This window comes from Fulvivirga imtechensis AK7, assembly GCF_000331535.1.
Classification (GTDB): Bacteria; Bacteroidota; Bacteroidia; order Cytophagales; family Cyclobacteriaceae; genus Fulvivirga; species Fulvivirga imtechensis.
Map to the genome: position 1 here is coordinate 1 of NZ_AMZN01000131.1, position 2,226 is coordinate 2,226.

Consider the following 2,226-nt stretch of genomic DNA (forward strand, 5'->3'; position numbering starts at 1 on the left):
ACCCAGGAGAGATTTGTACCCAATCATTTCTTTTTATCGGAACATTATGAAGATCTTGGTTTCTTGAACCATCAGGAGAGTGAGGCTCAGATCAGTGCGTTCAGGGAAGGTGGATTTCCGCTGTCCACCCTCTCGAAGGGGGAGCAGGATTACCGGGCAGATGACCAGGAGACCCTGCTGCGTCTGTGTTCGGACCTGGATGCAGACATACAGACAGAGACCCGGACATATTTATTGCGTCATGAGAATGATGTACATAAAAGCCAGGGGTTCATCCGGTACTTTTATGAAGGCTACTACAGCAGCTATTGTTCAGCGGGTATGAGTACAACAGTACTAAAGGAGCTGCTTCCCTTTGATGACTACAAAGGCAAACGAGGTATCGAGTTGGGTTTTGGTAATAGTGAGGTGCTGAAGGAACTGTCATCGCTGGGGATGGAGGTATGTGGTCTGGAGTTGAGTCCGTGGTTTGTGCATAAGGCCCGCAGCGAAGGGTATAATGTATACATGGGAGAGGTAGATCTTCCTCATGATATGTTCTGTGAGAAGTATGGTATCGATAAGGAGACACAAGACTTTTCGATCTCCACGCTGCTGCTTGACCGGGTTGAGAATCCTTATTATCTGCTGGAGAACCTACTTGGAGTACTTTGCGAGGGAGGCCTTTTTGCTCTGCAGACACTACTTCCGGTAGTACCTGTAGATGACGGTGAAGTAAGTGAGAAGATAGTGTACACTCCTGAAGGATTGCGTATCAGCCGTGGAGAAGATGTCGGGGAAGACAAGCTGGTGTTGATCCAAAAGTTGTATGAATTGGGCGGGCGCAACATTAAAGTCCGTCAGCTTCCCTTTGTGGTGGCTAGCCGTGATGGTATACAGGAATACCTGATATGGAGTTTTACGGGCGAGAAGACCCTTCAGAAAGATAACGGGATATATTACACCAGGCTTTACAGGACAGGAGATCTGGGGTATTATCTGGCGGATGGGTCGGTGGAGTTCACAGGCCGGATTGATGATCAGATCAAGCTTCGCGGTTACCGGATAGAGCTCGGAGAGATAGCCCGTGCGATAGAGCAGTACAGATCGGTGAAGGAAGCTGTAGTATTGGTGAAGGAAGAAGTTACGGAAGATAAGAGCCTGCACGCTTTTTATATCAGTGAGGAGCCACTGGAAGGGGAGATGCTTGGGGGCTATCTGAAGGCACATCTTCCATCGTATATGATACCGGCTACGCTTACAGCACTGGAGGAGTTTCCACTGAACAGTAGTGGTAAGATCGACCGTCACAAACTTCTGGAACGGATTGCAGAGCAGTGGGAGTCTCGCTCGAGTTATATTGAACCGCGAGATGAGATGGAATATTTGCTGGCGGATCTTTGGGAAGAGGTTCTTGATAGGAAGAAGATCGGCATCCATGATAACTTTTTTGATCTTGGCGGTCATTCACTGAAAGCCACCAGGTTGGTATCTGCCATTTATCAGCGTGTTCAGTTACAGCTTGACATAGGGGTAATATTCAGGCAACCCACGATAGCAGGGTTGGCTGATGAGCTGAGAAGCCAGACAAGGCAGGAGTATCCTGCGATAGAGGCCATTGAGGATCAGCCGGATTATGCGTTGTCTGCTGCCCAGCGCAGGCTTTGGATACTGGACCAGTTGGGAGATTCATCTGGGGCTTATAATATAGCCAGCGCCCACAGGCTGAAAGGCAGATTGGATGTAGAAGCTTTGGGGCGAGCGTTTTCTACCCTAGTGGAGCGTCATGAGAGCCTGCGGACCACCATCGTACTAGTATCGGGCGAGCCGCGTCAGAAGGTGCACAGTCTTGAAGGTATTGGCTTTGAGATGGAATATAGGGATTTGAGGAGAGCATCAGAAAGAGAGAGTGCTGCTGAGACACATCTGGTTGTTGAGTCACAATGGAAGTTTGACCTTTCGTCCGGCCCATTGTTCAGGGCTACATTGCTGCATTTGGAAGAGGGGGAATATTTGTTTTTGCTAACGATGCATCACATAGTATCTGATGGCTGGTCGATGAAAGTACTTGTTCAGGAAGTGCTGGAGTTATACCAGGCTTATACTACGGGCAATGATAACCCGCTTCCCCCACTGACGATCCAATACAGGGATTATTCACATTGGCAGAACAGTTTGCTCGACAGCCCTGAGATTGAGAAGCACAGGAAATACTGGACTGACAAGTTTAAAGATGAAATACCGGTA

General features: G+C 48.6%; 1 protein-coding gene. It reads left to right on the plus strand.

Going from position 1 to position 2,226, the window contains the following annotated elements:
• On the plus strand, nucleotides 1-2,226 hold a 2,226-nt coding region (locus C900_RS26580; protein ID WP_040497635.1), incomplete at both ends, for a condensation domain-containing protein.